Source organism: Aquabacter cavernae (genome assembly GCF_003993795.1).
In the GTDB taxonomy this organism is placed as follows: domain Bacteria; phylum Pseudomonadota; class Alphaproteobacteria; order Rhizobiales; family Xanthobacteraceae; genus Aquabacter; species Aquabacter cavernae.
In genome coordinates this window covers 1-23709 of record NZ_RWKV01000001.1, presented here as the reverse complement: position 1 = coordinate 23709, position 23709 = coordinate 1, and the positions used below count along the sequence as shown (strand labels likewise).

Annotated in this window: 27 protein-coding genes; 17 read left to right on the top strand and 10 right to left on the bottom strand. The window is 68.4% G+C overall.

Annotation, left to right across the window (positions count from 1 at the left end):
• Window positions 1-80 precede the first annotated feature (80 nt).
• From lptM to EJJ38_RS00125, 3 genes are all read left to right on the top strand, one after another.
• Window positions 81-380, top strand: coding sequence for an LPS translocon maturation chaperone LptM (gene lptM / locus EJJ38_RS00135; RefSeq protein WP_127088089.1), 300 nt, complete (start codon window positions 81-83; stop codon window positions 378-380).
• A 25-nt stretch (window positions 381-405) separates the two neighbouring features.
• Window positions 406-1683: a diaminopimelate decarboxylase gene (gene lysA, locus EJJ38_RS00130; RefSeq protein WP_127088088.1), complete on the top strand. Its 1278-nt coding sequence runs from the start codon at window positions 406-408 to the stop codon at window positions 1681-1683.
• A 63-nt stretch (window positions 1684-1746) separates the two neighbouring features.
• Window positions 1747-1998, top strand: coding sequence for a hypothetical protein (locus EJJ38_RS00125; protein ID WP_127088087.1), 252 nt, complete (start codon window positions 1747-1749; stop codon window positions 1996-1998).
• A 303-nt stretch (window positions 1999-2301) separates the two neighbouring features.
• Here EJJ38_RS00125 and EJJ38_RS00120 read toward each other — a convergent pair whose 3' ends face one another.
• The gene (locus tag EJJ38_RS00120; protein ID WP_127088086.1) at window positions 2302-2496 is read right to left on the bottom strand and encodes a twin transmembrane helix small protein; all 195 of its coding nucleotides are present in this window, start codon (window positions 2494-2496) and stop codon (window positions 2302-2304) included.
• A 32-nt stretch (window positions 2497-2528) separates the two neighbouring features.
• Complete coding sequence (locus tag EJJ38_RS00115) at window positions 2529-3035, bottom strand: TspO/MBR family protein (RefSeq protein WP_245454036.1); 507 nt, start codon at window positions 3033-3035, stop codon at window positions 2529-2531.
• A gap of 131 nt (window positions 3036-3166) precedes the next feature.
• On the opposite strand from EJJ38_RS00115, the gene EJJ38_RS00110 reads away from it, so the two are divergent.
• Entirely contained in the window at window positions 3167-4450 is a 1284-nt protein-coding gene (locus EJJ38_RS00110; RefSeq protein WP_127088085.1) for an MFS transporter, read from the top strand.
• A gap of 81 nt (window positions 4451-4531) precedes the next feature.
• Entirely contained in the window at window positions 4532-5824 is a 1293-nt protein-coding gene (locus tag EJJ38_RS00105) for an MFS transporter (RefSeq protein WP_127088084.1), read from the top strand.
• Window positions 5825-5914: 90 nt separating this feature from the next.
• Here the strand turns inward: EJJ38_RS00105 and EJJ38_RS00100 are convergent, their stop codons facing one another.
• From EJJ38_RS00100 to secB, 3 genes are all read right to left on the bottom strand, one after another.
• Entirely contained in the window at window positions 5915-7612 is a 1698-nt protein-coding gene (locus tag EJJ38_RS00100) for an acyl-CoA dehydrogenase family protein (protein ID WP_127088083.1), read from the bottom strand.
• Window positions 7613-7747: 135 nt separating this feature from the next.
• Window positions 7748-8368, bottom strand: a complete 621-nt coding sequence (locus tag EJJ38_RS00095; protein ID WP_127088082.1) for a hypothetical protein — start codon at window positions 8366-8368, stop codon at window positions 7748-7750.
• Between the two features lie 56 nt (window positions 8369-8424).
• A complete protein-coding gene (gene secB / locus EJJ38_RS00090; RefSeq protein ID WP_127088081.1) occupies window positions 8425-8907 on the bottom strand; it encodes a protein-export chaperone SecB in 483 nt (160 codons plus the stop codon).
• Between the two features lie 100 nt (window positions 8908-9007).
• On the opposite strand from secB, the gene EJJ38_RS00085 reads away from it, so the two are divergent.
• The gene (locus EJJ38_RS00085; RefSeq protein WP_205666061.1) at window positions 9008-9226 is read left to right on the top strand and encodes a DUF1674 domain-containing protein; all 219 of its coding nucleotides are present in this window, start codon (window positions 9008-9010) and stop codon (window positions 9224-9226) included.
• Between the two features lie 26 nt (window positions 9227-9252).
• Here EJJ38_RS00085 and EJJ38_RS00080 read toward each other — a convergent pair whose 3' ends face one another.
• The gene (locus EJJ38_RS00080; protein ID WP_127088079.1) at window positions 9253-10062 is read right to left on the bottom strand and encodes an undecaprenyl-diphosphate phosphatase; all 810 of its coding nucleotides are present in this window, start codon (window positions 10060-10062) and stop codon (window positions 9253-9255) included.
• A 228-nt stretch (window positions 10063-10290) separates the two neighbouring features.
• On the opposite strand from EJJ38_RS00080, the gene EJJ38_RS00075 reads away from it, so the two are divergent.
• From EJJ38_RS00075 to greA, 4 genes are all read left to right on the top strand, one after another.
• Window positions 10291-10980, top strand: coding sequence for a glutathione S-transferase family protein (locus EJJ38_RS00075; protein ID WP_127088078.1), 690 nt, complete (start codon window positions 10291-10293; stop codon window positions 10978-10980).
• A gap of 167 nt (window positions 10981-11147) precedes the next feature.
• The gene (gene queG, locus EJJ38_RS00070; RefSeq protein ID WP_127088077.1) at window positions 11148-12389 is read left to right on the top strand and encodes a tRNA epoxyqueuosine(34) reductase QueG; all 1242 of its coding nucleotides are present in this window, start codon (window positions 11148-11150) and stop codon (window positions 12387-12389) included.
• Entirely contained in the window at window positions 12386-13273 is an 888-nt protein-coding gene (locus EJJ38_RS00065) for an SDR family oxidoreductase (protein ID WP_127088076.1), read from the top strand. The genes queG and EJJ38_RS00065 overlap by 4 nt, the downstream gene beginning before the upstream one ends.
• Window positions 13274-13349: 76 nt before the next feature.
• Complete coding sequence (gene greA / locus EJJ38_RS00060; protein ID WP_127088075.1) at window positions 13350-13826, top strand: transcription elongation factor GreA; 477 nt, start codon at window positions 13350-13352, stop codon at window positions 13824-13826.
• 26 nt (window positions 13827-13852) lie between these two features.
• Here the strand turns inward: greA and EJJ38_RS00055 are convergent, their stop codons facing one another.
• From EJJ38_RS00055 to hemE, 4 genes are all read right to left on the bottom strand, one after another.
• Complete coding sequence (locus tag EJJ38_RS00055) at window positions 13853-15820, bottom strand: SpoIIE family protein phosphatase (protein ID WP_127088074.1); 1968 nt, start codon at window positions 15818-15820, stop codon at window positions 13853-13855.
• Between the two features lie 63 nt (window positions 15821-15883).
• A complete protein-coding gene (locus EJJ38_RS00050) occupies window positions 15884-16381 on the bottom strand; it encodes a universal stress protein (RefSeq protein WP_127088073.1) in 498 nt (165 codons plus the stop codon).
• 13 nt (window positions 16382-16394) lie between these two features.
• Window positions 16395-16820, bottom strand: coding sequence for a protoporphyrinogen oxidase HemJ (gene hemJ / locus EJJ38_RS00045; protein WP_127088072.1), 426 nt, complete (start codon window positions 16818-16820; stop codon window positions 16395-16397).
• A gap of 124 nt (window positions 16821-16944) precedes the next feature.
• Entirely contained in the window at window positions 16945-17988 is a 1044-nt protein-coding gene (hemE, locus tag EJJ38_RS00040; RefSeq protein ID WP_127088071.1) for a uroporphyrinogen decarboxylase, read from the bottom strand.
• 350 nt (window positions 17989-18338) lie between these two features.
• Here hemE and EJJ38_RS00035 point away from each other — a divergent pair, with 350 nt between their 5' ends.
• The 7 genes from EJJ38_RS00035 (at window position 18339) to EJJ38_RS00005 (ending at window position 23463) form a co-directional block, all read left to right on the top strand.
• Window positions 18339-19193, top strand: coding sequence for a pyruvate, water dikinase regulatory protein (locus EJJ38_RS00035; RefSeq protein ID WP_127088070.1), 855 nt, complete (start codon window positions 18339-18341; stop codon window positions 19191-19193).
• Window positions 19190-19804 carry a Maf family protein gene (locus tag EJJ38_RS00030; protein ID WP_127088069.1) on the top strand — a complete coding sequence of 205 codons (615 nt, stop codon included), beginning with the start codon at window positions 19190-19192 and terminating at the stop codon, window positions 19802-19804. Before EJJ38_RS00035 ends, EJJ38_RS00030 begins: the two co-directional genes overlap by 4 nt.
• On the top strand, window positions 19801-20646 hold the full coding sequence (locus EJJ38_RS00025) for a shikimate dehydrogenase (protein ID WP_127088068.1): 846 nt from the start codon (window positions 19801-19803) through the stop codon (window positions 20644-20646). The genes EJJ38_RS00030 and EJJ38_RS00025 overlap by 4 nt, the downstream gene beginning before the upstream one ends.
• A gap of 4 nt (window positions 20647-20650) precedes the next feature.
• Complete coding sequence (gene coaE / locus EJJ38_RS00020) at window positions 20651-21256, top strand: dephospho-CoA kinase (protein WP_127088067.1); 606 nt, start codon at window positions 20651-20653, stop codon at window positions 21254-21256.
• Between the two features lie 4 nt (window positions 21257-21260).
• Window positions 21261-21983, top strand: a complete 723-nt coding sequence (gene dnaQ, locus EJJ38_RS00015) for a DNA polymerase III subunit epsilon (RefSeq protein ID WP_127088066.1) — start codon at window positions 21261-21263, stop codon at window positions 21981-21983.
• 116 nt (window positions 21984-22099) lie between these two features.
• Window positions 22100-22975, top strand: a complete 876-nt coding sequence (locus EJJ38_RS00010) for a YihY/virulence factor BrkB family protein (RefSeq protein ID WP_127088065.1) — start codon at window positions 22100-22102, stop codon at window positions 22973-22975.
• Window positions 22976-22986: 11 nt separating this feature from the next.
• The gene (locus EJJ38_RS00005; RefSeq protein ID WP_127088384.1) at window positions 22987-23463 is read left to right on the top strand and encodes an MmcB family DNA repair protein; all 477 of its coding nucleotides are present in this window, start codon (window positions 22987-22989) and stop codon (window positions 23461-23463) included.
• The last annotated feature ends 246 nt before the right edge of the window (window positions 23464-23709 follow it).

The window sequence follows — 23709 nt, the reverse complement described above, 5'->3', positions numbered from 1 at the left end:
AGGTCGGGGCTCGCCTTTGCCGCCATGGCCGTTATAGTGGCGGCCAATTCGCCGCCGAATTCCATTGGAATTGCCGCACCGTGTCTGTCCGCCTTCTCCTTCTGACCTGCGCCGCCGCCCTCGCTCTTGCCGGGTGCGGCGTGAAAGGCCCGCTAGAGCATCCCAAGGACGCCGGCGCTCCCACGGCGCAGGCCACCCCCGCGCCCATGACCAATGCGGAAGCGGCGCGCGAGGCGGGTGACCAGGCCTGGGGCGCGAACCCGGTCTATACGGGCGGCCTGAACCCGCCGGACATGCCCGGCAATTCGGTGTCCACGCCCGCCCCGGCCACCACCACTCCCGCGACCAAGAAGTCGTTCTTCCTCGATTTCCTGCTCTGAGCGCGGACCCGATCGCAGGCCCGACATGCATCATTTCGACTATCGCAACGGCCGGCTTCATGCCGAGGACGTGGACCTGACCGCGCTCGCGGACGAGATCGGCACGCCCTTCTACTGCTATTCCACCGCCACGCTGGAGCGGCACTATACGGTGTTCACGCAGGCCTTCACGGGCCGCGACGTGCTGCTGTGCTACGCGCTCAAGGCCAATTCCAACCAGTCGGTCATCGGCACGCTCGCCCGCCTCGGGGCGGGGGCGGACATCGTCTCCGGCGGCGAATTGCAGCGGGCGCTGGCGGCGGGCGTGCCCGCCAGCCGCATCGTCTTCTCGGGCGTGGGCAAGACCCCGCCGGAAATGGCCCAGGCGCTCGATGCGGGCATCCTGTGCTTCAATATCGAGAGCGAACCGGAACTGGACCTGCTCTCCCAGGTGGCCGTGAGCCGGGGCGCCATCGCCCCCATCTCCATCCGCGTCAATCCGGACGTGGACGCCAAGACCCATGCCAAGATCTCCACGGGCACGTCGGAGACCAAGTTCGGCATCCCCATTTCCCGTGCCCGCGCGGTCTATGACCATGCGGCCCGCCTGCCGGGCATCGCCATCACCGGCGTGGACATGCATATCGGCAGCCAGATCACCAATATGGCGCCGTTCGAGAATGCGACGCTGCTGCTGGCCGAGCTGGCGCGCGACCTCCTGGCCGCCGGGCACAAGCTGCACCATATGGACCTGGGCGGCGGGCTCGGCGTGCCCTATGCCGCCTCCGACCCGGTGCCCCCCGCGCCCACCGCCTATGCCGAAGTCATCAACCGCGCGCTGGGCGACCTGAAGCTGCCGCTCGTCTTCGAGATGGGCCGCATGATCGTCGCCAATGCGGGCATCCTCGTCACCCGCGTGCTCTATGTGAAGACCGGCGAGGCCAAGACCTTCGTCATCGCCGACGCGGCCATGAACGATTTGATCCGCCCGACCCTCTACGAGGCCCATCACGACATCCAGCCCGTGGTGCTGCCCGCCCCCGGCACGCCCGCCGCGCGGGTGGACCTGGTCGGCCCGGTCTGCGAGACCGGCGATTATCTGGCGCTGGGCCGCGAAATGCCCCTGCCCGCCCCCGGCGACCTGCTGGCGGTGATGACGGCCGGTGCCTATGGCGCCGTGCAGGCGGGCACCTACAACACCCGCGCCCTCATTCCCGAGGTGCTGGTGAAGGGCGCGGACCACGCGCTGGTGCGCCCGCGCGTGGAGCCGGAGACGCTGATCGGCCTGGACCGCACGGCGCCCTGGCTCGCTTCCGGCGCCTGAACGGGCGCCAACCCGGAACCGGGTGGCGCAATGCGGGTTACTCCTCACGAAAGGAGCCGCCCGATGGATACATCTTTCCCCGAACGCCGGCGCGCCGGCTCCAGCCTGCGCCCGCCCGACGCCTCGTCGGCTTTTCAGCACCCGGCCGAGGCCGAGCCCGGTTCCGCCCGCCGCTCGGCCCTCAAGGCCCTGCGCGAGAACGAGCCGCGCGCCTTCACGGAAGAAACGCCCATCTGGCACCTGTGGGGCATGATGGTGGGCTTCATGGCCGCGGGCGCCGCCATCCTCATTATCCTGTCCATCAAAGGCGGCTGAGCGTCCCGCTCCGGGACGCTGTCGTTGCCCATGGGGAACGCGGGAGGAACACAGCGGGTCCGAATCGCTGACCGCCCGCTTGTCCCGTTTCGTTCTCCCCGTCTCGGACCGGGACAGGGCCTGCGCGCCGAACGAACGGGGCGGGAACGGGACGGGTCCGAATCGCAAGCTTGGCTGAATTCACCCTCTGTTCGCTGCCGTCCCGGATCGGGACCGGGCGTCCGCCCCAGCGGGGGCGTGAGCAGAACAGGGCATGACCGAATCGGGTTCCGCCCCGTCTTCCCGCTTCGTTCCCGCCGCTCCTCACCGTCTCATGAAGAAGATGGTGATCATGATGAGGACGATGGCCGCGAACTGAAGCAGCACGCGCATCTGCATGAGCTTCTGCGAGCGCTGGGGCGAGCCGCCCGCCGCCAGATTGACGAGGCCCAGGACGAGCACGCCCGCCACCGCGGCCAAGGCGAGCGGGATCAGCAGATAGATGGACCAGGACAGCATGGCCGGAACCCTCCCCCGCTTGGCCGCGGGCGTCAATTGAGGAACAGGATCGCACCGTTGAGGGCTGCGGCATAGCAAAGCCAGGGCAAATAGGGCACCAGCAGCCAGCCCGCCACTTCATCCGCCTTGAAGGCCGCACGGAGCGTGGCCGCCACGCAGGCGATCAGGGCGAGGATGATGACGAAGGCGGGCCCGGGTGCGTGCAGCCCGAAAAACACCGGAGACCAGAGGGCATTGAGCGCGAGCTGGGCCAGGAACAGGCCCAGCGCCCGCAGGCGCGCGGGGCTCTCCACGGCCCGGTCCCACAGCCGCCACAGGGCGATGGCCATCAGGCCATAGAGCGCGGTCCACACGATGGGGAAGGCGAAGTTGGGCGGCGTCCAGCCGGGCTTGGCGAGCCCCGCATACCAGGACGCGATCTCAGGATAGGTGACCGCCGCGCCGAGACCGCTCACCCCCGCCAGCAGTAGCGCGCAGGCAAACAGGCGCAGCAGGCAGACGGCGAGCGAAAGGCGCGGAGTAAGGAAAGCACGCATCATGGCCATCTCCGGCGGCGTTGACGCCGCTCTTGCTGTTGGTACGGGCCGGTCACCTCGCCGGAGCGCCCCGTGCCGTAATTTTTTCAACCCTCGTTCTTGAGTTTCGTCCAAACGGCGCGCAAAGGGGAGCCATGAATGCACCTTCTGCCCCCGCTCGGGCCCGCCTCAGCGGCGCCGACATGCGCACCCTCGGCCTCTCCGCCCTGGGCGGCGCCCTGGAATTCTACGACTTCATCATCTTCGTCTATTTCGTGGTGGTGCTGGGAAACCTGTTCTTCCCGCCGGGCATTCCCGACTGGCTGGTGCAGCTCCAGGCGTTCGGCATCTTCGCCGCCGGCTATCTCGCCCGGCCGCTGGGGGGCATCGTGCTCGCCCATTTCGGCGACCGGCTCGGCCGCAAGCGCATGTTCACCCTCTCCATCTTCCTGATGGCGCTCTCCACCTTCGGCATTGCCTGCCTGCCCACCTTCGCCACCCTCGGCTATGCGGCGCCCCTGCTTCTGCTGCTCATGCGCGTGCTCCAGGGCGCGGCCATCGGCGGCGAGGTGCCGGGCGCCTGGGTGTTCGTGTCCGAGCATGTGGCGCGGCGCCGGGTGGGGCTGGCCTGCGGCATCCTCACGGCGGGGCTCACGGCGGGCATCCTCATGGGCGCGCTCGTGGCCACCGCCATCAACCGCTCCTTCTCCCCGGCCGAGATCCACGATTATGCGTGGCGCATTCCCTTCGCCGTGGGCGGCGTGTTCGGCTTCTTCGCCGTCTATCTGCGCTCCTGGCTGGCGGAGACACCGGTCTTCCAGCAGATGAAGGCGCGCAAGGAACTGTCCCACGGCCTGCCCATCGCGGTGGTGCTGCGCGATCACCTGAAGGCGGTCACGGTGTCCATGCTGCTCACATGGCTGCTGTCCGCCAGCATCGTGGTGGTCATCCTCATGACCCCCACCTTGCTCCAGACCCGCTACGGCATCTCCGCGCCCACGGCGCTCACCGCCAACAGCTTCGCCACCTTCTTCCTCACCGTGGGCTGCGTCACCACGGGCTTCCTGTGCGACGCGCTGGGCGCGCGGCAGGTGCTGTCCTTGGGCTCGGTGGGCCTCGCGCTGACGGCGGGCGCCTTCTTCTACCTCGTGCCCACCCGGCCGGACCTGCTCCTGCCGCTCTATTCGGCGGCGGGCCTGCTGGTGGGCATGATCTCGGTGGTGCCCTTCGTCATGGTGCGGGCCTTCCCGCCGTCGGTGGCCTTCTCCGGCGTGTCCTTCTCCTACAACGTCTCCTACGCGGTGTTTGGCGGCCTCACGCCGCTCTTCGTCACGCTGGCGCTGCAGGTGGACCCCATGGCCCATGCCCATTACGTGCTGGCGCTGTGCGCGGTGGGGTTCGTGCTGTCCTTCTTCCTGCCGAAGGACGCGACTTCCTGACACCTGGCGGGGTGGGTCGAGACGGCATGGTTTAAACCTGCCATAATACCTCCCACCCTACCCTCCCGCCGAAGCTTCCCCATGACGCCCCGCGCGGCCCACCCCTCGGATACCGGGCCCCTGAGCCGGGAGCAGATGCGCACCCTGCTCCTCACCTCGCTGGGCGGGGCGCTGGAACTGTTCGATTTCGTCATCTTCGTCTTCTTCGTGCCGGTGCTGGCATTGGCCTTCTTTCCGCCGGGCATCCCCTCGTGGCTCGCGGAACTCCAGACCTTCGTGGTGTTCGCGGTGGGCTATTTCGCCCGGCCCTTTGGGGGCGTGGTCATCGCCCATTTCGGCGACCGGCTCGGCCGCAAGCGCACCTTCGCCTTCACCGTCACCCTCATGGCCGGCGCGACATTGGGCATGGCGGTGCTGCCCGGCTACGCCACCATCGGCATGGCCGCCCCGCTCCTGCTCTGCGGGCTGCGCATCGTGCAGGGTATCGCCGTGGGCGGGGAGGTGGCGGGCGGCTATCTGTTCGGCGCGGAGCATGTGGCCGATGCCCGGCGCGGACGGGCCTGCGGCTTCGTCGCCTCGGGCATGACCTGCGGCGTGCTGCTGGGCGTGAGCGTATCGGCGCTGCTCCATCAGGTGCTGAGCGAGCCCGCCATCCAGGCCTATGGATGGCGCCTGCCCTTCGCCCTGGGCGGCCTTCTGGGCTTTCTCGCTCTCTTCCTGCGCCGCCACCTGCACGAGACGCCGGTGTTCGCGGCGCTGCAGGCCGCCGGCGGGACGGCCCCGGCCTTGCCCATCGGCGAGGTGCTGCGCGCGCATCCGCGCGCCGTCGCGGTGTCGGTGGGCGCCTTCTGGAGCTTCATCGCCCATTTCGTGGTGCTGTGCCTGATGGGGCCGACCCTGCTCCAGACCCTGTTTCATCTGAGCGCCGTGGAGGCGCTCACCGCCGGCTGCCTCGCCACGGGCGCCTTCGTGGTGTTCGCGCAGGTGTCCGGCCATCTCTTCGATGCCATCGGGCAGGCGCGGGCGCTGGTGCTGGCGAGCCTCATCGCCTTGTGCGCCGACGCCGCTTTCTTCCTGGGCGCCACCGCGCGGCCCGATCTCGCCGTGCCCTTCTTCATCCTGGCGGGGGCGGGCGGCGGCATGCTCGGCGCGGCCTCGGTGGTGATGATCCGGGCCTTCCCGCCGCGCATCGCCTATAGCGGCGTGTCCCTGTCGCTCAACCTCGTCTCGGGCATCATCGCCGGAGCCACGCCGGTGCTCATTTCGGGGGTGCTGCCCTGGCTGCCCTCCGCGCCCCTCTGGTATCTCGCCGCCGCCTGCCTCACCGCCACAAGCGTCGGCCTCGGGCTGCTGCATAGGGCGCGGGCCCACTGACGGGGCGCCGCCGCAGCGTCCCGCCAGCAGGTGGCGGGCGTCGCACTGGGGCTCACGCTGATGCGCAAGCCCCAGTCCTGATCCGTTCAGTCAGTTCCCGCCTTCCAGCAGGCGGCGGGCGATGACCTGGGCCTGGATCTCCGCCGCGCCCTCGAAAATGTTGAGGATGCGCGCGTCGCACAGCAGGCGCGACACGGGATATTCCAGCGCGAAGCCGTTGCCGCCATGGATCTGCAGCGCATTGTCCGCCGCTGCCCAGGCGACGCGCGCGCCCAGAAGCTTTGACATGCCTGCCTCAAGGTCCGTGCGGCGCCCCTCATCCTTGGCGCGGGCGGCGAAATAGGTGATCTGGCGGGCGATGGCGATCTCCACCGCCATCATCACGATCTTGTCGGCGACGCGCGGGAAGGAAATGAGCGGCTTACCGAACTGGACCCGTTCCTCGGCATAGCGCAGGCCCGTCTCCATGGCCGCCTGAGCGACACCCACGGCGCGGGCCGCCGTCTGGATGCGGGCCGCCTCGAAGGTGTTCATGAGCTGCTTGAAGCCCTGCCCTTCCTCGCCGCCGAGAAGCTGGCCGGCGGGCACCTCGAAGGCGTCGAAGCCGATCTCATATTCCTTCATGCCGCGATAGCCGAGCACCTCGATCTCGCCGCCGGTCATGCCCTTGGCGGGGAAGGGCTCGGCATCGCTGCCGCGCGGCTTCTCGGCCAGCAGCATGGAGAGGCCCTTGTATCCGGGCTCGGCGGGATTGGTGCGCACCAGCAGCGTCATGAGGTCCGCGCGCACCGGATGGGTGATCCAGGTCTTGTTGCCGGAGACCTTGTAGACCGCATCCTCCCCTTGCCCCTCCTTCACCGCGCGGGTGCGGAGCGAGGCGAGATCCGAGCCGGTATTGGGCTCGGTGAACACCGCCGTGGGCAGGATCTCGCCCGAGGCGATCTTGGGCAGGTAGGTTTCCTTCTGCGCGTCGGTGCCGCCGCCCAGGATCAGCTCGGCCGCGATCTCCGAGCGGGTGCCCAGCGAGCCCACGCCGATATAGCCGCGCGACAATTCCTCGGTGACGAGGCACATGGCCTCCTTGGGCAGGCCGAGGCCGCCATATTCCTCCGGGATCGTCAGGCCGAACACGCCGAGATCGGCGAGGCCCTGGATGATCTCCATGGGGATATAGGCGTTCTTCAGGTGCCACTCATGGGCATGGGGCACCACCTCCGCTTCCACGAAGCGGCGGATCTCGGTGCGCATGGCCTCCATGGTCTCGTCGAGGCCGGCATCGCCCACGGTGCCGGGCCCCTGCGCGCGGATGCGCTCCGCCAGCGCCTTGCGGGCGGCGGCGGTGTTGCCGCCCCGGATGAGCGCCGCCACCGCCGGATCGGTGCGCACCGCTTCAGCGGTCTCCGCGGAGACGAACAGGTCGTCCAGGCGCACCATCTCGCCCTGGCTCATGGGGATGCCGCCGAAGATCTGCGTCACATATTCCCCGAGCCCGATCTGCACGAGCAGCTGCTCGGTGGGGCCGAAGGTGCCGGCGGCGGTGAGGCTGTCGGCATAATGGACCAGCTCGCGCACGCCGAAGACATAGGTGGCCAGCCAGGCGAGGCCGTGGGTGGCGCGCTGCTCATCCTCGATCAGGCGGGAGGAGAGGCGGCCATTCTCGCTGACGCGGGCGCGCACGGCGGAGGTGGCTTCCGCCAGCAGCTTCTCCAGCAGCCCCGTTGCGGTGCGGCCGAGAGACACGGCGTCGATGACTTCTTCCTCCACAAGGCGCGCAGCGCTGCCGGACATGACGACCAACCCCCTCTTTGTGCAATGCAGAATTTTCGCCATCCTGGCGCCGCCGGGGCCTGCACGCAATAAGCGAATGGGGTGATCCTGGGTCCAAGCACCTCTTGCCGCAGGTGCCGGAGACGTTCCGTGGGCCTATTCCGGCCAGCTGAGGGTGATCTGTTCCACCACGGGATGCACCGCACGCACGGCGGGCGCGGCGGAGGAGAGCTGGCGGTCGCCGGAGACCTTGCGCAGCGCCTTGTCGTCCGCCTTGGGATCTGGCCCGAAGCGCAGGCCCACCACGCAGCCGTCGCGCGCCTCGCCTAGCGCGCCACCCTTCCAGCCGGAAGCGTAGCCCCCATAGTCCCACTCGAAGCCGTAGAGGGAGAAGGCGCGCCCGTTCAGCGCCTCCACATCGGCGATGGCCATGCCGACCCGCAATTCGCCTGGGCCCGCAGGGACCCGCCAGACGCTGCCCGTGCTGGCGCGGATCAGCGCGGGGCGGGCCCGCGCGTCGTCGTCATGCCAGAGGATTTCGAGGCGCCGCTCGGGATCGTCGGGATAGACGAGGGTTCCGGGCTCGCTCGCCCCCTCGCCCACATAGATATCGTCATCCCGCACATTGGCGTCGCCAAAGGCGGTGACGAGCGCCGCGCGGTTCGCCTGCTTGGCGAAGGGACCGCTGCAGGTGAGAGGGGGCAGCGATTGCGCCCCCGCCCCGGCGACGCCGCACAGCAGCGCCGCAAGCACGAGGGCCGCGCGGCCTTTCAGCAAAATTCCCGTGTCCCCGGCCGAGGGCCGGGGGTCCTGGTCGCGGATGCGACCCGCGTTCACGCCTGGCCGGCAGTGGCGAGGCGCTGGGCCTCGGCCGCCATGCGCTGCTGGTAGAGCGCGGCGAAGTCCACCGGGTCGATCATGAGGGGCGGGAAGCCGCCGCCGCGCACCGCGTCCGCCACGATCTGGCGGGCGAAGGGGAAGAGCAGGCGCGGGCACTCGATGAGCACCACCGCCTGGAGGCTCTGCTCGGGAATGTTGCGCACCCGGAAGATGCCGCCATAGACGAGGTCGAAGGCGAACAGGGTGGAGCCGCCCGCCGTGGCGCTGCCGTCGATCTTCAGCTCAACCTCGAACTCCTCGGCCTGCAGCGGCCGGGCGTTGACGTTGATCTGGATCTTCACGTCCGGCTGGCCGCCCGGATTCGAGAGCGAACGGGGTGCATTGGGATTCTCGAAGGAGAGATCCTTGATATACTGGGCGAGCACATTGAGCGCGGGCGCCTGGTTGTCCGTCGGGCTGCCATTCTGCGTCGCCATGCTCTTCTCCTTGCAATCGTCGCCTCGTCCCCACGAGGGCACGGTGCGCTAGCACGGCTGGCAGGCGGGAGCAAGAATGGTGACGCGCCGGAGAGATGAGATGAGCGAACCCACCAACGTCTTTTCCACCGCCACCCTGGTTCCCGAGGAGCGTCCGCTGAGCGAGGCGGCCAAGCGCGCCCTTGCGGAAGCTGCCGAGCGCCGCGCCGCCATCGATGCGGTGGGCGAGACCATGCCCACGGAATTGAACGGGCGCGGCGGCAAGGAGCCGGTGCGCTACGGCGACTGGGAAGTGGGCGGCATCGCCTCCGATTTCTGACGCCCGAGCGTCCGGCCCGCTTGGCCTCAGGGCTTGAACACCATGAGGCCCACGAGGCCGGCGAGGCCCACCGCGATGCGCCACCAGCCGAACGGCGCGTAGCCGTGGCGCGACACGAAGTCGAGCAGCGAGCGGATCACCAGCACCGCCGAGCAGAAGGCCGCCACGAAGCCGATGGCGATCAGCAGCCCGTCATCCAGCGAGAGCAGGTTTCGGTTCTTGTAGAGGTCGTAGCTGAAGGCCCCCATCATGGTGGGCAAGGCGAGGAAGAAGGAAAATTCCGCCGCCGCCCGCTTGTCCACGCCCATGAGCATGGCGCCCACGATGGTGGAGCCCGAGCGCGACATGCCGGGAATCATGGCCACGCACTGGCAGAGGCCGATCTTGAGCGCCATGGAGAGCGGCAGGCCCATGGCGTTGTTGTAGCGCGGCGTCGGCGCCACATGGTCGATGAACAAGAGCACGATGCCGCCCAGAATCAGCGTGCAGCAGATGAGGATGGGCGATTCGAACAGCACCGCCTTGATGAAGCCGTGCGCGAACACGCCGATGATCGCCGCCGGCAGGAAGGCGAGCACTATACCGATCACGAAACGGCGAGCGCCGGGATTGCTGGGCAGCATCATCGCCACCCGCAGGAAGCGCTGGAAATAGACCGTGATGATGGCCAGCACGGCCCCGAGCTGGATCAGAACCTCGAACGCCTTGCCCGTGCTCTCGAAGCCCAGGAAGTGCCCCGCCAGCAGCAGATGGGCGGTGGAGGAGACGGGGATGAACTCGGTGAGCCCCTCGAGGATACCGAGGAACAGGGCTTCGAGCATGGTGCCGAGGGTCATGGTCCGGTCCGGAAAAAATCGCCGCGCCGACGCGGCGGCGGCATCCTGGGGTTTTGGGTCCAAGGGCGCAAGAAAGCCGTCCGCACCCCCGCCGACTTGTCCCAAGGAGAGGTGTTTCCTTTGGTTCACCATGTGGCGCCATTGCCACAGCGGCACCCGTCATTGCGTCTTGCAGTGCCGAAAGAACGGCTCTAGACCGAAGCGAGCCCGAGAGGCCCTTCCCCCGAAATGCAGCTCCACCACCACTCCTTCTGCCCCCATTCGCGTTTCGTCCGCCTCGTGCTCGCCGAATACGGCATCGAGCCCGAACTGGTGGAGGAGCGGGTGTGGGAGCGCCGTCCCGACTTCCTGGCGCTCAATCCCGCCAACGAAACCCCGGTGATGGTCGAGCAGCAGGCCCCATCCGTGCCCGGCGCGGCCATCATCGCCGAATATCTGGACGAGACGCGGGGCCTCGCGCTCGGCGATCGCCGCCTGTTGCCCGAAAATCCGCTGGAGCGCATCGAGGTGCGCCGGCTGGTGGCCTGGTTCAACGAGAAGATGTTCCTCGACGTCACCGACCATCTGGTGCGCGAGCGCATCTACAAGCGCTACATGAAGGCCCATCAGGGCGGCGGATCGCCCGACGCCACCACCCTGCGCGCGGCGCGGGCCAATATCCGCTATCATCTGAAATATATCGGATGGCTTGCCAAAGGCCGGAACTGGCTGGCGGGGCAGCGGATGACCCATGCGGATCTCGCCGCCGCCGCCCATCTGTCCGTGGCCGATTATCTGGGCGACGTGCCGTGGGACGAGGACGAGGACGCGAAGGAATGGTACGCGCGACTGAAGTCGCGGCCGACCTTCCGTGGCCTGCTGAACGACAGCATTCCGGGCATGCCGGCCTCCAAGACCTACGCGGACCTGGACTTCTGAGCGGGGCGGAAGCGGGCGGGGCTGTGCCCGGCGAGGGCCATGATCTGCCTCTTCCCGCTTTTCCTTTCCCAGGCTCTCCCCTGGACACCTCTTCCCATTTCCCCCTCCCCACCCCTCCCCCGCAAGCGGGAGAGGGAGCTTCGGCCGTGCGGGGGGAGGGCGGACCCATGCCGCAAGCGGACAGCGAAGCCCTCTCCCGCTTGCGGGGGAGGGTTGGGAGGGGGCAAGGCACCGGCACGGACAAGCACGCACGGCAGAACCGGGAGCCCCCCACCCTAGAGACCCTCAAGGCCCGCATCGCCGTCCTCGCAGCCGAGGAAGGCTTCGACGCCTTCGGCATCGCCGACCCGGACGGCATCGCCGCCGCCGCGCCCCGCCTCGCGCATTTCGTGGCGGAAGGCCGCCATGGCGACATGGACTGGATGGGCGAGACCCTGGAGCGCCGGGCCAGTCCCCGTGCCCTGTGGCCGGACATGCGCGCCGTCATCCTGCTGGGCTTCAATTACGGGCCGGACGAGGATCCCCGCGCGATCCTGGCGGAGCGCGCCAGGGGCGCCATCTCGGTCTATGCGCGGGGCGAGGATTATCACGAGCTGATCAAGGCGAAGCTCAAGCGGGTCGCCCGCGCCGCGCTGGCGGAAGCGGGCGAGGGCGATGTGAAGGTGTTCGTGGACACCGCCCCGCTCATGGAAAAGCCCCTCGCCCAGGCGGCGGGGCTCGGCTGGCAGGGCAAGCACACCAATCTCGTCTCCCGCGAGCGGGGCTCCTGGCTGTTTCTCGGCGCCATCGCCACCACCTTGCCCTTGCCGCCCGACGCGCCCGCCCGCGACCATTGCGGCGCCTGCCGGGCGTGCCTGGACGCCTGCCCCACCGCAGCCTTCCCCGCCCCCTACCAGATCGATGCGCGGCGCTGCGTGTCCTATCTCACCATCGAGCATCGCGGGCCCATTCCCCGCGCGCTGCGCCCGCTCATGGGCAACCGCATCTATGGCTGCGACGATTGCCTCGCCGCCTGCCCCTGGAACAAGTTCGCCCAGGAAGGCCGCGAGATGCGCCTCGCCGCCCGCGCCGAGAACCGCGCGCCGTCCTTGGCGGAGCTGGCCGGGCTGGACGATGCCGCCTTCCGCGCCCGCTTCCCCAAAAGCCCCATCAAGCGCACCGGGCGCACCCGCATGGTGCGCAATGTGCTGATCGCCATGGGGAATTCCGGCGATCCGGCCTTCGTGCCGCAGGCGGACCGCCTGCTGGGCGACCCGGAGCCGCTGGTGCGCGGGGCGGCGGTCTGGGCGCTGGAGCAATTGCTCCCCCCCACCGATTTCGCACGCCTTGCTGCGCAGCATGCGCGCAGCGAAACCGACCCGGACGTGGCCGCCGAATGGCAGGCGGGCCTGAAGGACAGCGCCGCATGACCACTTTGCTCGCCGTGGGGCTCGGCTATTGCGCCCGCCATCTTCTGGCGACCACCCCCCACGATTTCGACCGCATCATCGGCACCAGCCGCACTCCGGACGGCGCCGCGCGCCTTGCCGGTACGCCCGGCATCGGCCCCGTGGAGGCCATCGCCTTCGACGGCACCGCCTTGCCGGACGTGCTGGCCGAGGCCATCGCCGAGAGCGACATTCTGCTGCTCTCCGCCCCGCCGGTGCCGGACGGCGACCCGCTCCTGGCGCTGGCCGAAGACGCCCTCGCCACCAGCCCGCGCCTCTCCCAGGTGATCTATCTCACCACGCTCGGCGTCTATGGCGACCATGACGGCGCCTGGGTGGACGAGGAGACCACGCCCAATCCCGGGTCTGACCGGCTGCGCCGGCGGCTTGCAGCGGAAGCGGATTGGCGGGCCTTCGGGCAGCGCAAGGACATCCCGGTCGCCATCCTGCGGCTCGCCGGCATTTACGGGCCGGGCCGCAATGCGCTACGGCAGATCCAAGCCGGAGAGGCACGGCGCATCGACAAGCCCGGCCAGGTGTTCAACCGCGTGCATGCGGACGATATCGCGCAATCCATCCGGGCGGTGATCCAGCGGGGGTTCGACGGCATTCTCAACGTGACCGACGACCTGCCCACCGCGCCCGGCGAGCCGGTGGCCCATGCCGCCGCCCTGCTGGGCGTTTCGCCGCCGCCGCTCCTGCCCTTCGCGGAAGCCGCCCAGCAGATGAGCCCCATGGCCCTCACCTTCTGGGCGGGCAACAAAAGGGTGCGCAACGACCGGCTGAAATCCTTGGGCGTCACGCTGCGCCATCCCACCTACCGCGAGGGGCTCGCGGCCGTCCTGGCGGAGGGAGAAGGGCGCTAGCGCGCCCCCCACCAGACCAGAAACACGCGCCCCCGCAGGGTCCACCCCGAACGGCATAGCGAGGAAACCGCACACCATGTCCGTCGCGTTCACCCGTGAAAACGATCTGGAGGCCACCGCCGCCGACCTGCCGGACCGTCCCATCTCCCCGCATCCGAACCTCGTGACGGTCACCGGCCTTGCGGCGCTGGACACGGCCCTGGCGGACGCACGGGCCGCCTATGCCGCCGCGCAGATGGGCGATGTGCAGGCCGACCGCATGGCCATGGCCCGTGCCACTCGCGACCTGCGCTATTGGAGCGCCCGGCGGGCCAATGCCCAGCTGGTGGAGACCCAGGCCAATCCCGACACGGTGCAGTTCGGCACCACCATGACCCTCGACCGGGAGGACGGACGGCGCCAGATCTTCCGCATCGTGGGCGAGGACGAGGCGGATCCGGCCAACGGCTCCGTGTCCTATGTGTCCCCGCTGGCCCGGGCCATGATGGGCAAGGCGGTGGGCGATGCCGCCCTGGTCTCCGGCCAGGAGGTGGAGATCATCGCCATCGATTGATGGCAGCGGGGGCCACAGCGCGAGATCTACGACCCGCCGTCCGATGGGGCGTCGAGCCATTGCCGGAACGCGGCCAGTTCCGGCGGGCCGCTTTGGATGACCGCGCGGGCGAGATCCAGCCGGGCGGCCGGGTCGGGTTCGTGCTCCACCTGCCGGGCCAAAGCCGCTGTTCCCGCGAGGCCGAACTGGGCCAGGACGCCCGCAAAGGCATGGGCAGCGCTGGCCAATGGCACATCCGCGCGCCGTGCCACCAGATCCTCCCATTCCAGGAACCGGCGCAGCGTGTTGTCCACGAAGCGCAAAGCAAGGCGGCGGAACCCGTCTTCCCCCACCGCCTGACGCAAGGCGGCGACGCCGGAGAGATCGAGGGTGGATGGCCCGTCCGCCGGGACGGAAACGGTGGGAGAAGCGGGCGCGGGTGCCGGTGTACCTGATGGGAGGGGATCGCTCTCCGGCGGCACAGGCTGGGCCATGGCGGGCAGCCCGCCCGCCCGCTGGGCCCGGGAAATGCCTTCCACCAGGATCAGGGTCCAGTCATCCTCCGGGTCCGGCCCCAGCCGGTCGGCGATGCGGTGGGAGGCGCCGTCCACCACCTTGGCCAGCGGCTGGCGTCCCCGCTCCAGAACCTCGCGCACCAGCCAGTCCGGGCACGGACCGCCGCTGGCCAGCTCCACGGGGTCGAGCCCGTCCGTGGCGAGCAGCAGGCGGTCGCCCCAGTCGAGGCGCAGCTGCACGCTCTCATAGCGGGCGTCCTTGGTGATGCCGAGGATCGGCCCCTCGGCGGCGATGGAGCGCACGCCCGTGCGCGAGAGCACCATGGGCAAGGGATGGCCCGCCGAGGCGATCTCGATGGCGCCGTCCTCCCACAAATCGATCACCAGCGCCGTGGCCATGGCCGCGTCGAAGCCGGGCTCGGAGAAGATCAGGTTGGACCAGCGGGTGAGATAGGGACTGGGCGCCAGCTGCTCGCCCACGTCCAGCGCCCGGATCATGGCCGCCTGCGCCACCGCGCCCGCCTTGCCGTTGATGCCGTGGCCCATGACATCGGCCATGACGATACGGTCCGCGCCCTTGCGCGGCAGATGCACCACGAGGTCGCCGCCGCCGATATCGGCGGTGCCGGTGCGCAGCGCCAGATTGAACGGCCCCAGCCGCTCGGGCAGGGAGGGATGCACCAGGCTGTCCAGCGCCGAGCCGAAATAACGCAGCAGCCGCGCCCGCTGCCGGGTGGCGCGGATCAAGGCGAGGCTCACCGTCTCCAGCAGCGCGGTGGGCTGGACCGGCTTGGTGAGGAAGGTGTCCACGCCCAATTCCAGGGCGCGCAGCCGCACGCTGGGATCGCCGGTAATCATCACGATGGGGATGGGCGGGCGCTCGCTGTCATCCTCCAGCGCATGGATCAAGGCGGTGCCCGGCTCCGAGCCCAGATGGAAGTCGGTGAGGATCAGGTCCACCGTGGTGTCGGAGGCGATCTTGAGCGCGTCCTTCAGATTGGCGGCCGCCAGCAGCCGGTAATGGGGCTCCAGGAGGCCGCAATAGGTCTCCAGCAGCACCTCCTCGTCCTCCACCACCAGGATGACCGGGCGACGGCGGGCGAGCAGCCGGCGGGCAGTGAGGCGGTTGGGCGGCCCCTGCTCATAGGTGACACGGTCGAGCGCGCGCCGGGCAAGGGCGAGGCCGCGGCCGGAAAAGCCGTCCTCCGCCCCCGCCAATGTCGCCCGCGCCCATTGCGCCTCGAACCCGGCGAAGGGGCCGCCGTCATCCTCGATGGTGACGGTGAGGACGAGGCCGTCCAGAACCGCCTCCAGGGCCAGCTCACGGGGCGGGGGATGGCTGTGGGTGACGAGGTTCGCCGCCAGCTCCGCAACGGCGAGCACGGTCTCGTCAGCCACGTCTGAGGGCAGGCGCAATTCGCCGAACTGGCGCCGCAGCGCCTTGCGCAGCCAGGAGACCTCCTCCAGGGAGGCAGGCCGTCGCGCCTCGAACAGTTTCACCGCATTGTCCTCCCACCCCGCACCATGTTGGCAGCAAAGGGCGGAGGAAGGCCAGAGCCATCCTCAGGCGAGCGCGTCCAGCTCCTCATCGGAGAGGGCGCCCGGCACGATGGTGACGGGAATGGGAAAGCGCGCTGCCGCCGGGCCCGCCAGAAGCGCCACCAAAGGGCCGGGCGCATCCGAACCCGTGCCCGCCGCCAGAACCAGCACGGCGATGTCCCGGTCCTCGGTGATCACGGAGAGCAAAGCATCGGCCTTGTCGCCCTCCCGGACCAGCGCCTCTGCGGCAACGCCGGAAATCTGCCGGGCGCGGGCGGCGAACCGGTCCAGATGCTGCTGCATGGCCTCCTCGGCCTCGGCGCGCATGAGATCCGCCACGCCCAGCCATTCCTGGCGCACCTCCTCCAGAGAGAGGATGCCCAGCATGGTCACGCCCGCCCCGGTGCGGGCGGCACGGCGGGCGGCGTAATAGAGGGCGCGGTCGCATTCGGGCGTGTCGTCCACCACCACCAGGAATTTGCGGCGGTGGCCGGGTTCGTGGATCTGGCGCTTGGGGCTCATGCCGTCTCCCCTGTCAGAACGGCTTGAGGACGACCAAGAGGACGATGCCCACCATGAGCAAGGCCGGAACCTCGTTCATGATGCGGAAGAAGCGCGCTTTGTGCGGCCGCTCGTCCCGCGCGAACGCCTTCAGCCATTTGCCCTGCACCCCATGGACACCGGACAGGACGAGCACCAGAAGCAATTTGGCGTGGAACCAGCCCTGCGTGAACCAGCCCGCATCCCAGGCGAGGAACAGCCCGGCGATCCAGGCCACCATCATGGCCGGGCTGGAAATGTAGCGATAGAGCTTGAACTCCATCGTCTTGAACGTCTCGGACTGCTGCGAGCCCACCGGCGCGTCGCAATGATAGACGAACAGGCGCGGCAGATAGAGCATGGCGGCCATCCAGGAGATGATCGCCATGATGTGGAGCGCCTTGATCCAGAGATAGAGCATGCACGGTCCCGAGGGTGACCGGCCCCTTCTGCCATGGGCAGGCCCCCACGCAAAGGGCGCCCACGGCCGCACGCCCGTCCACACCCATGGGCGATTATCGGAGGAACCGGCTTGGCGCCGCGTCCTAAAGCGGTGCGCGCGCCTTTTCCACCAGCCGCTCCACATGGGCGATGGGGGTCTCGGGGCGGATGCCGTGGCCGAGATTGAAGATGTGCCGCACGCCGTCGAAATCCGAGCGGATGCGCAGGATTTCCTCGTCCAGCTGGGGACCGCCCGCAATGAGGCGCAGGGGATCGAGATTGCCCTGGAGCGCGGTCTTTTCGCCCAGCTTGCGCAGGGCCGTGCGGTCCGCCGTCCAGTCGAGGCCCACCGCATTCACGCCCAAAGCCGCGATGCGCGCCAGCGCCTTGGACGAAGCGCCCTTCGGGAAGGCGATGATGCGCGCGTCCGGCTTCACCGCCCAGATGCCGGCGGCGATGCGCGCCAGGGGATCGAAGCACCAGCGCTCGAAGGAGATGGGGTCCAGCACGCCCGCCCAGGTGTCGAAGATCTGCACCGCATCGGCCCCCGCCTCGATCTGGGCGAGCAGATGGGTCACGGACGTCTCCACCAGATGGTCGATGAGGCGCTGGAACAGGTCCGGCTCGCGCAGGGCCAGAAGACGGGCGGGTCCCTGGTCGTCGGTGCCCCGGCCCGCCACCATGTAGGTGGCGACCGTCCAGGGCGCGCCGCAGAAGCCGATGAGGGCCGTGGAGCGGGGCAGGGCCGCGCGGGTGCGGGAGATGGCCTCATAGACCGGCCCCACGCGGGACGGATCGAGAATATCCGGCAAGGCAGCGATGGCGGCGGCGTCCGTCACGGGATCGAGCCGCGGTCCCTCGCCGGTCTCGAAGCGCAGGCCGACCCCGAGCGCATGGGGAACCACCAGGATGTCCGAAAAGATGATTGCCGCATCGAAGTCGAAGCGACGGATGGGCTGGAGCGTCACCTCGGTGGCCAGCTCCGGCGAATAGCACAAGGTGAGGAAGTCTCCGGCCTTGGCCCGCACCTCGCGATATTCGGGCAGATAGCGTCCCGCCTGACGCATCATCCAGAGCGGAGGAGGGTTCATAACATCCCCGTCCAGCACCGCAAGGAAGGACGAACGCTCAGCCGGAACTCCGGTCATTCCCAATCCCGTCATAAATAAAGAATCTCTTTTAAAGAGAGAGTCTGTTTGGTTTTAACGGTTGATTAACCATTCCCAGGCGCATCGACAACCGCTCCACAGACTGACCCATCGGAAGGGCGGGATTCTCCCCCGATGGGCGATCACGATCCATGAGGTTAATCAAAGGTTAAGAGCCGGCTCTTGAAACCGTCCACACTGCTTCACAGCGGGGGTCCGGAATCCCGTCCCCAGAGGTTGAAATGTGGATGGATATTCCCGATCTCCCCAGGCCCGCCTTGCGCGGGCGTGCCGACCATGCGTTCCTGCACACGCTGTCCACAGGGGCATCGGAATAGGGGGGATAACGCATGAATGGCGAAAAAGTTGCGCAGCCCGCCTACTTCCATCTGCATCTGGTGTCGGATGCCACCGGCGAGACCCTGATCAATGTGGGGCGGGCCGCCTGCGCCCAATATTCCAACGTGTTGCCCATCGAGCATGTCTATCCCCTCGTGCGCTCCATGAAGCAGCTGGAACGGGTGCTGGCCGAGGTGGAGACCAATCCCGGCATCGTGCTCTACACGCTGGTGGACCGGGACATCCGCGACCGCCTGAAGGAGCGCTGCAAGGAATTGGGCGTGCCCTTCCTCTCGGTTCTGGCGCCCGTGGTGCAGCTCTTCCAGGCCTATCTCGGCGGCGAGCCCCAGCCGCGCGTGGGCGGCCAGCACGCGCTCGACGCCACCTATTTCAAGCGCATCGACGCGCTGAACTTCACCGTCATGCACGATGATGGGCACATGACCGAGGATCTGGAGAATGCGGACGTGGTGCTGATCGGCATCTCCCGCACCTCCAAGACGCCCACCTCCATCTATCTGGCCAATCGCGGCATCAAGACAGCGAACATCCCGCTGGTGCCCAACGTGCCGCTGCCGCCCAATATCGAGCGGCTGAAGAAGCCCTTGGTGGTGATGCTTGTGGCAAGCCCGGACCGCATTTCGGAGATCCGCCAGAACCGCCTTCTGGGCCTGAACGCCTCAAGCCCCAGCGCGTCCTATGTGGACCGCGAGGCCATTTCCGAGGAACTGGCCTTTTCCCGCAAGCTCAGCGCGCGCAACGGCTGGCCGCAGCTCGACGTGACGCGCCGCTCCATCGAGGAGACGGCGGCGGCCATCATCGCCTTGTTCAAGGAGCGCCAGCGCCGGAGCATCGTGGAGACATGAGTTTCTGGATCGCACCGCGACCCCTGATCCTCGCCTCCCGCAGTGCCGCTCGCCGGGACATGTTGAAGGCCACGGGAATTCCCCTGGAGGTTATCGACACGTCCGTGGATGAGCGGGCCGTGGAGGCACAGGCGCCCGGGGCTGAAGCCGCGCCCGATGATGTGGCCCGGCTCCTCGCCCATACCAAGGCTCTGAAGGGTGCGTCCCTCGCCGGTCCCGGACGCTATGTGGTGGGTGCCGATCAGACTCTGGCATTGAACGGCACCATCTTCCACAAGGCGCCGGATCGCGCCGCCGCGAAGCTCCAGCTGTCCCGCCTGCAGGGTCACACCCATGTTCTGCATTCGGCTGTGGCCGTTGCACGGGATGGGGAAGTGGTGTTCGAGGTCTTGGAGAGCGCCGCCCTCACCATGCGCCCGTTGTCGGAGGTGCAGATCGGGGACTATCTGGACGCCGCCGGTCCGGACATTTTCGGGTCGGTGGGGTGTTATCAGTTGGAATCCCGCGGCAGCCACCTGTTCGAGCGCATCGAGGGAAACCATTTCACCATTCTCGGTCTGCCGCTCCTGCCGCTGCTCGGCTTCCTGCGGCAGGAAGGATTGCTGTCGTGACCGTCCGCCTGTGTATCGTCGGATATCCCGCCGCCTATTCCCGTTCGCCTCTGCTTCACGGCTATTGGATCGAGCAGCACGGGCTGGACGGCCATTACGGCCGGGAAGAGATTCCCCCCGAGGCCGCCGCGTCCTTCTTCTCCGGGATGAAGGCGCGCTATCAGGGCGGCAACGTCACCGCGCCCCATAAGCAGACCGCCTTCCGTGCCGTGGACGAGGCGGACGCCACCGCCCGGCGGCTGGAGGCGGTGAACACCATCTGGTTCGAGGACGGCCGGATGATGGGCGGCAATACAGATGCCATCGGCTATGTGGGCAGCCTGGATGCGGACGCGCCCGGCTGGGATGCCTCAGGGCGTCCCGCCCTCGTGCTCGGCGCGGGGGGCGCGGCGCGCTCCATCATCCACGGGCTCATCGAGCGGGGCGTGGAGACCATCTTTCTCGCCAACCGCACGCTGTCGCGGGCCGAGGAGCTGCAGGCTTTGTTCGGGCCGAAGGTACGGCCCATCGGCCTTGACGCCGTGTCCGGCCCCCTGGCGGAGGCCGGGCTCATCTCCAACACCACCACGCTGGGCATGAAGGGCCAGCCGCCGCTCGATCTCGACTTGTCCCGCGCGCGGGACGACGCGGTGGTGAGCGATGCGGTCTATGTGCCCCTGGAGACCCCGTTCCTGCGGGCGGCGAAGGCGCGCGGCCTTGCCACCGTGGACGGCCTCGGCATGCTCATGCACCAGGCGGTGCCGGGCTTCGCGCGCTGGTTCGGGATCCGCCCGAAGGTGGATGCGGGCCTGCGCGCCATGCTGGTGGAGGACCTGCGCGCCAAAGGCCAGTTGGAGGGGTGAGGCCATGTGGATTCTCGGCCTGACCGGCTCCATCGGCATGGGAAAATCCGCCACCGCCGCCATGTTCGGCGCGGAAGGCGTGCCTGTGCATGACGCGGACGCCTCCGTCCACGACCTCTACACCAAGGAAGCCGTGGCGCCCGTGGAGGCGGCTTTTCCCGGCGTGACCCGTGACGGCATCATCGATCGCGGGGAACTCTCCCAGCGGGTGCTGAGGGATGCCGAGGCCATGAAGCGCCTGGAAGCCATCGTGCATCCTCTGGTGCGGGCACGCGAGACGGCGTTCCTGCTTCGGGCACGGGCGGCGGGCGCGCGCCTCGTGGTTCTGGACATTCCGCTTCTGCTGGAGACCGGCTCCGCGCGGCGCATGGATGCGGTGGCGGTGGTGAGCGCGGCGCCCGATGTGCAGCGCGAGCGGGTGCTGGCCCGGCCGGGCATGACGGAAGAGCGGTTCGCGCTCATCCTGCGCAAGCAGATGCCCGACGCGGAGAAGCGGCGGCGGGCCCATTTCATCATCGATACCGGCCGGGGCTTCGATGCTGCCCGGCATCAGGTGCGCGGCATCGTGCGGGCGCTGAGCGGCCCGGGACGGCGCAGCAGGAGGACGTGACAGGATGCGTGAGATCGTGCTCGACACCGAGACCACGGGCCTCGACCCCCTGAACGGGGATCGCCTCGTGGAAATCGGCTGCGTGGAGATGGTGAACCGCATCACCACGGGCAACGTCTTCCACGTCTATATCAATCCCGAGCGGGACATGCCGCAGGAGGCGTTCAACGTCCACGGCCTCTCCGCCGAGTTCCTTTCCGACAAGCCGAAATTCGCGGCGCTGGCCGACGAGTTCCTGGCCTTCATCGGCGAGGACACGCTGGTGATCCACAACGCCGCCTTCGATATTGGCTTCCTCAATGCGGAGCTGGACCGGGCCGGGCGCCCCACCATCCGCCGCGACCGGGTGGTGGATACGCTGGCGCTGGCGCGGCGCAAGCATCCCGGCGGGCCGAACAGCCTCGACGTGCTCATGAACCGCTACGGGATCGATTCGTCCCGCCGCGTGAAGCATGGCGCGCTGCTGGATTCCGAGCTTCTGGCCGAGGTCTATAGCGAGCTGCTGGGCGGCCGGCAGGCCATGCTGGTGGGGCTGGTGGAAGAGGAAAGTGCCGCGCCGCGCCTCGTCGCCGTGGAAGCCGTTGCGGCGCGCCAGAGGCCCACCCCCCTGCCCTCGCGCCTGACCCCGGACGAGACCGCCGCCCATGCCGCCTTCATCCAGGGCATGGGCGAAAAGGCCATATGGAACAGCTATGTGGCCACCGACGGAGAGCCCTCCGCCAACTGACGGGACGGGAAATGCCCGCTTCGCACTGCCATCCGCGCGCCGGGGATGGCACAATGGGGCGTCTGCGCGGCACATGTCCCGGGTGGGCGGAGGTCGGCCATGGAGCGGGGAACGGTATGTTGCGGCGCACCTACCGGATCGTCATGGACGCCGTCTGGACCTTCGTGGCCGATGACGGCTGGGCGATCGCGAGCCATATCGCGCTCTCCATCCTCATGTCGCTGTTCCCGTTCCTGATCTTCGTCACCGCGCTCGCCGCCTTCCTGGACCTGCGGCCGCTGGCCAACGAAACCATCCTGCTCATTCTCGATACATGGCCCGACGCGGTCTCCGAGCCCATCGCCCGCGAGATCTACAATGTGGTCAACCATGTGCGCACGGACCTGCTCACCTTCGGCGTGGCGCTGGCCATCTACTTCTCCTCCAACGGCGTGGAGAGCCTGCGCATCGGGCTGAACCGCGCCTACCAGGCCCGCGAGACCCGCGCCTGGTACCGGCTGCGCTTCGAATCCATCCTCTATGTGCTGATCGGCGCCATGGGCATGCTCGCTCTGTCCTTCCTGGTGGTGCTGGGGCCGCTGTTCTGGAGCATTCTCATCAAGAACGTGCCCGCCGCGCGCCAACTCAGCCCGACCGTGACCCTGGCGCGCTACGCGCTCACCTCCTTCGTGCTCATCATCGGGCTGGTGGTGGCCCATAAATGGCTGCCGGCGGGGCGGCGCGGCTGGTGGGAGATCGCGCCGGGCATCCTCGTCACGCTGATCCTGTGGCTCATCGCGGCGGCGGCGTTCGGCTTCTACCTGTCGGAATTCGCCACCAATTACGTGACCACCTATGCGGGCCTCGCCTCGGTCATGATCGCGCTGGTCTTCCTCTATCTGACCGCGAGCATCTTCCTGTTCGGCGGCGAGCTGAACGCGGCCATCACGCGGGCGCAGTCGCGCCGGAAAGAGGCGCGCACCCTTCTGGACCACGGACGGGTGGCCTCGTGACCGGCGCCGTAATGCCGAAGGAGCCGATGCTGCGGGCGGACGGGCGCCAGTCGCCCGGCGCCCTGGCGATCCAGCGGGGCGTGCTGCGCCATCTGGCGGCGCTCGGCCTCACGGGCATTCCGGAATTCTGCCTCGCCTCGGGGCGGCGGGCGGATATCGCGGCCCTGGACGGCAAGGGGGAGATCGTGATCGTGGAGATCAAGTCCTCCATCGCCGATTTCCGCGCCGACCTGAAATGGCCGGAATACCGGCCCTGGTGCGACCGGCTGTTCTTCGCGGTGGCGCCGGACTTTCCCCTGGAGATCCTGCCCGACGATACCGGCATCCTGGTGGGGGATGCGTTCGGCGCCGAGACCATCCGCCCGGCCCCGCTCCATCCCATGCCGGCGGCCACCCGCAAGGCGCTGCTCATCCGCCTCGCCCGCGCCGGGGCCGGGCGGCTCTCGCGCCTCTATGACCCCGATATTTCCGGGCTGCCGGACTTTTAGGATCGTTCCGAGGGAGGCGGCTAGAGTTTTTCAGCTTTTCACGGAAACACTGAAACACTCTATCTTTTTGTTTTACCGCATTTCCTTCACGCGAACCGCGTCACACTTCGCTCGGGAAAGCTCTAGGCTCAGGACCTATTAATCTGCTGTGATCTGTGATTCACCGTCTCCCTTGAGGAGGCTGGCATGGGTGATTTGTTCCTGCTGAGCGAGCGGCAGATGGCTCGGATCTCGCCGTTTTTCCCG